At 73.3% G+C, this 5,086-nt stretch carries 2 protein-coding genes and 2 pseudogenes; 1 reads left to right on the top strand and 3 read right to left on the bottom strand.

The genetic code is table 11. The features are described 5' to 3' along the window. The coding region (locus JM949_RS40085) for a hypothetical protein (protein WP_407664869.1) at positions 1-78 on the bottom strand (78 nt) is incomplete at its 3' end. 23 nt (positions 79-101) lie between these two features. Then, positions 102-2,282 (bottom strand): annotated as a pseudogene (locus tag JM949_RS33320) (Tex family protein); the annotation flags it as partial. Positions 2,283-2,422: 140 nt separating this feature from the next. Between JM949_RS33320 and JM949_RS33315 the strand changes: the two are divergent. Beyond that, positions 2,423-3,934, top strand: coding sequence for a deoxyguanosinetriphosphate triphosphohydrolase family protein (locus tag JM949_RS33315; protein ID WP_203152024.1), 1,512 nt, complete (start codon positions 2,423-2,425; stop codon positions 3,932-3,934). 85 nt (positions 3,935-4,019) lie between these two features. On the opposite strand, the pseudogene JM949_RS33310 reads toward JM949_RS33315, so the two are convergent. Then, a pseudogene (locus tag JM949_RS33310) lies at positions 4,020-5,086 on the bottom strand (MBL fold metallo-hydrolase); the annotation flags it as partial.

Here is a 5,086-nt window from a genome sequence, read left to right as displayed (position 1 = left end):
CACGTCGAGCACCCGCACCTTGACCACGTCACCGGACTTCACCACCTCGCGCGGGTCCTTCACGAAGGTCCGGGACATCGCCGAGACGTGCACCAGGCCTCGTCCTCCAGGCGCAGGGTCAGCGAGATGCGCTTGCGGGGTACGTCCACGTCGAGCACCCGCACCTTGACCACGTCACCGGACTTCACCACCTCGCGCGGGTCCTTCACGAAGGTCCGGGACATCGCCGAGACGTGCACCAGGCCGTCCTGGTGCACCCCGACGTCGACGAACGCGCCGAACGCGGCCACGTTGGTGACCACACCCTCCAGCACCATGCCCGGGGTCAGGTCGCTGATCTTCTCCACCCCCTCGACGAAGGTGGCGGTGCGGAACTCCGGGCGGGGGTCACGGCCCGGCTTCTCCAGCTCGGCGAGGATGTCGGTGACGGTGGGCAGGCCGAACCGGTCGTCCACGAAGTCGGTGGCCCGCAGCCCGCGCAGGATGCTGCTCCTGCCGATCACCGAGCGCAGATCCTGCCCGGTGCTGGCGAGGATCCGGCGCACCACCGGGTACGCCTCCGGGTGCACGCTGGAGGAGTCCAGCGGGTCGTCGCCGCCGGGAATGCGCAGGAAGCCCGCGCACTGCTCGAACGCCTTCGGGCCGAGCCGAGCCACCTTCTTCAGCTCGGTGCGCGAGCGGAACGGCCCGTTGGCGTCCCGGTGCAGCACGATGTTCTCGGCCAGGCCGGCGCCGATCCCGGAGACCCGGGTCAGCAGCGGCGCGGAGGCGGTGTTCACGTCCACCCCGACCGCGTTGACGCAGTCCTCCACCACCGCGTCCAGCGACCGGGACAGCTTCACCTCGGACAGGTCGTGCTGGTACTGGCCGACGCCGATCGAGCGCGGGTCGATCTTGACCAGCTCGGCGAGCGGGTCCTGGAGGCGGCGGGCGATGGAGACCGCGCCGCGCAGCGACACGTCCATCCCGGGCAGCTCCTGCGAGGCGTACGCGGACGCGGAGTAGACCGACGCGCCGGCCTCGGAGACCATCACCTTGGTCAGGTTGAGCTGCGGGTGCCGGGCGATGAGGTCACCGGCGAGCTTGTCGGTCTCCCGGGACGCGGTGCCGTTGCCGATCGCGATCAGCTCCACCCCGTGCGCCCCGGCCAGCCGGGCGAGAGTCTCCACCGACGCGTCCCACTGCCGGCGCGGCTCGTGCGGGTAGATGGTGTCGGTGGCGAGCACCTTGCCGGTGGCGTCGACCACCGCCACCTTCACGCCGGTCCGCAGGCCCGGGTCCAGGCCCATGGTGGCTCGGGTGCCGGCCGGCGCGGCGAGCAGCAGGTCGCGCAGGTTGGTGGCGAAGACCCGGACCGCCTCCTCCTCGGCCGCCTGCCACAGCCGCATCCGCAGGTCCGCGCCGAGATGGATGAGGATCCGGGTACGCCACGCCCAGCGGACCGTGTCGGCCAGCCAGCGGTCGGCCGGGCGGCCCGCGTCGGACACCCCGAACCGGCCGGCGATGGCCGCCTCGTACCGGGTCGGGCCGGTCGGTACGGCGTCGGACTCGCCGGCCTCCTCGGGCTCCATGGTCAGGTCGAGCACGCCCTCCTTCTCGCCCCGGAACATCGCCAGGATCCGGTGCGAGGGCAACTTCGGGTACGGCTCGGAGAAGTCGAAGTAGTCGGCGAACTTGGCCCCGGCCGACTCCTGACCCTCGCGTACCCGGGAAACCAGCCGGCCCCGCGACCACATCTGCTCGCGCAGTGTGCCGATCAGGTCGGCGTCCTCGGCGAAGGTCTCGATCAGGATCGCCCGCGCGCCCTCCAGCGCGGCGGCGGCGTCGGCGACGCCCTTCTCCCCGTCGACGAACCCGGCGGCGGTGGCCTTCGGGTCCTGGGTCGGGTCGGCCAGCAGCGACTCGGCCAACGGCGCCAACCCGGCCTCGCGGGCGATCTGCGCCCGGGTCCGCCGCTTGGGTTTGTACGGCAGGTAGATGTCCTCCAGCCGGGACTTCGAGTCCGCGGCCATGATCTGCGCTTCCAGGGCCTCGTCGAGCTTGCCCTGGGTGCGGATCGACTCCAGCACCGCGGCCCGCCGCTCGTCCAGCTCGCGCAGGTAGCGCAGCCGCTCCTCCAGGGTGCGCAGCTGGGTGTCGTCGAGCAGGCCGGTGGCCTCCTTGCGGTAGCGGGCGATGAACGGCACTGTGGCGCCGCCGTCGAGCAGCTCCACGGCCGCCCGCACCTGACGCTCGGCCACGCCGAGCTCGTCGGCGATCCGCTGATGAACAGACTGGGTCACGATCTCGATCCGCCTTCGACTCGATCCGCCTTCAAGAGCGGGTACCGTCTGCATTCTGCCGGGCGGCCCCGGTCGCTGTCGCCGCGCCCGGCCGGGTGACCCGACGGCGGTCCCGCCCGGCCTGCGCTAGCGTGGCGATCATGGAAACACCCGCGGAGCCGCGTGCCCGGCGGCTCTTCGGCGGCAGCGCCCGGGCCCTCGGCGACCTGACGGCCAACCCGTTCCGCGCCGACCGGGACCGGATCGTCGGCTCGCCGTTCTTCGCCCGCCTCGGCGGCGTCACCCAGGTGATCAGCCCGGTCGGCTCCGGGCTGCTGGTGCACAACCGGCTCACCCACAGCCTGAAGGTCGCGCAGGTGGCCCGGGCGGTGGCCGAGCGGTTGACCGCCGACGAGCGGTGGCGTGACCTGCTGGACAAGCTCGGCGGCCTCGACCCCGACGTGGTGGAGGCGGCGGCGCTCGCCCACGACCTCGGCCACCCACCGTTCGGCCACCTGGGGGAGCGGGTGCTGGACCGGCTCGCCCGCCAGCGCCTCGGCCTCCCCGACGGTTTCGAGGGCAACGCGCAGTCGTACCGGATCGTCACCAGCACCGAGATCAGGGGGGCGGCCACCACCGGGCTGGACCTGACCGCCGCGGTCCGCGCGGCGATGCTGAAATATCCGTGGACCCGGTTGGACCACCCCGATCCGCACCCCCGCACCATGGACCCGCCGCCGCGCGGCGCCACCCCGCCGCCGGACGACCCGGAGAGCGGCTCGTCGAAGTTCGGCGCGTACCGGACCGAGCTGGACGACCTGCGGCAGGCCCGGGAGCCGTTCGCCGGCCGCATCCCGGACTGGCAGCAGACCGTGGAGGCGTCGGTGATGGACACCGCCGACGACATCGCGTACGCCATCCACGACGTGGAGGACTTCTACCGGGTCGGTGTGCTCCAGCAGGGCTCGGTCTCCGCGGAGTTGATGGCCTGGCAGCGTGAGAGCGGGCAGCTCCGGGCCATCACCGACGCGGCGCTGGCCACCGCGGCCCGGCGGCCCGGGGCGGCGATCGAACGGTTGCGGCGGCAACTGCACCGCAAGGACGCCTGGATCGCCGACGACGACGCGTTCGCCGCCGCCGTCGAGCACGTCCGGGAGGAACTGGTCGACGGGCTGCTCGCGATGCCGTTCGACGGCTCGATCGAGGCCGAGCAGTACGTGGCCCGGTTCTCCGCCCGCTGGTCCACCCGCTTCGTCGAGGCGATCACGGTCACCGAACAGCCGTCGGTGCGCTCCGGGCACGTGTTGCTGGGCTGCGCGCAGTGGCACGAGGTGCAGGTGCTCAAGTTCGTCCACCACCGGTTCGTGCTGGCCCGGCCGGATCTGGCCCTGCACCAGCGCGGCCAGGCCCGGCTGCTGGGCACCCTGGTGGAGGCGCTCTGGGAGTGGCTGCTCGACCCGGCGGAGGAGTCCCGGTTGCCCCGCCGGCTGCACGACCTGGTCGAGCTGGCCGAGGCGGAGCTGCACCCGCGCACCCCGGACCGGGTCGCCCGGGCCCGGGGACGGGCCATCGTGGACTTCGTCGCGCAGCTCACCGACGGTCAGGCGGTGGCGATGCTGGACGCCCTCTCCGGCCGGTCCGGCGCGCTCTGGACCGACGCCTTCGTGCTCTGACCGCGCTCAGGCCGCGCCGACCCGACGACTCAGGCCCGGCCGCGCCGACCCGACGACTCAGGCCCGGCCGCGCCGACCCGACGACTCAGGCGACGGCCTGCCACCAACCGTCGACGGCGGGCGGTTCGTCGACCACCACCCGCTCGCCGGGACGGGGCACGGCGAGCCGCACGTCGCGGGCCTTCGCCTCGGCCCACAGCCGGTCGACCGGCTCGGACCAGTCGTGCAGAGCCAGGTTGAACGTCGCCCAGTGCACCGGCACGAACAACCCGCCGCGCAGGTCGAGGTGGGCGCTGACCGCCTCCTCGGGGAACATGTGGATCGTCGGCCAGGCCCGGTCGTACGCGCCGATCTGCATCAGCGTCACGTCGAACGGCCCGTGCTCGGCGCCGATCTCCGCGTACCCGTCGAAGTAGCCGGAGTCGCCGGTGTAGAAGACCGTACGGCGCGCTCCGGCCACCACCCACGAACTCCAGAGCGTGCCGTCGCGGCGCAACCCTCGACCGGAGAAGTGCTGCGCGGCGGTGGCGGTGATCTCCAGCCCGGCGACCTGGTGCGACTCGGACCAGTCCAGCTCGACGATCCGCTCGGCCGGTACGCCCCAGCGGTCCAGGTGCGCGCCCACGCCGAGCGGCACCAGGAACGGCGCGGACTGCCGGCGAGCAGCGCCCGCACGGTGGCCATGTCCAGGTGGTCGTAGTGGTCGTGCGAGATCAGGATGGCGTCCAGCGGGGGCAGCTCGTCGATGCGGACCGGCGGCTCGTGCAGCCGGCGCGGGCCGACCAGGGCCGAGGGCGAGCACCTGTCGCTCCACACCGGGTCGAGCAGCACCCGCCGACCCTCGATCTCGATCAGGGTGGAGGCGTGGCCGTACCAGACGATGGCGAGTTCGTCGGCGGTGTCGGCGGCCTCCGCGTCGGCGGTCCCGGGCAGCGCCGACGCGCTGGGACGCAGCAGCGGCACCGGCGCGGTCGGGCGGCGCTTCTGCTTGCCGAAGATCAGCTCGCGGAGCAGGTTGCGCCCCGGCTCGGCGACCATGGTGCGGGTGCCGGCCCGGTTGTGGAAGGTGCCGTCGCGGAACTGGGGCGAGCGGGCGGCCCGATCGGCGCGCGCCCCGCTGAGCCGGCCGCCCCAGCGCCGCCGGCACGTCCC

The sequence above is a fragment of the Micromonospora tarensis genome (genome assembly GCF_016803395.1).
Classification (GTDB): domain Bacteria; phylum Actinomycetota; class Actinomycetes; order Mycobacteriales; family Micromonosporaceae; genus Micromonospora; species Micromonospora tarensis.
This window is presented reverse-complemented; position numbering and strand designations above follow the sequence as displayed.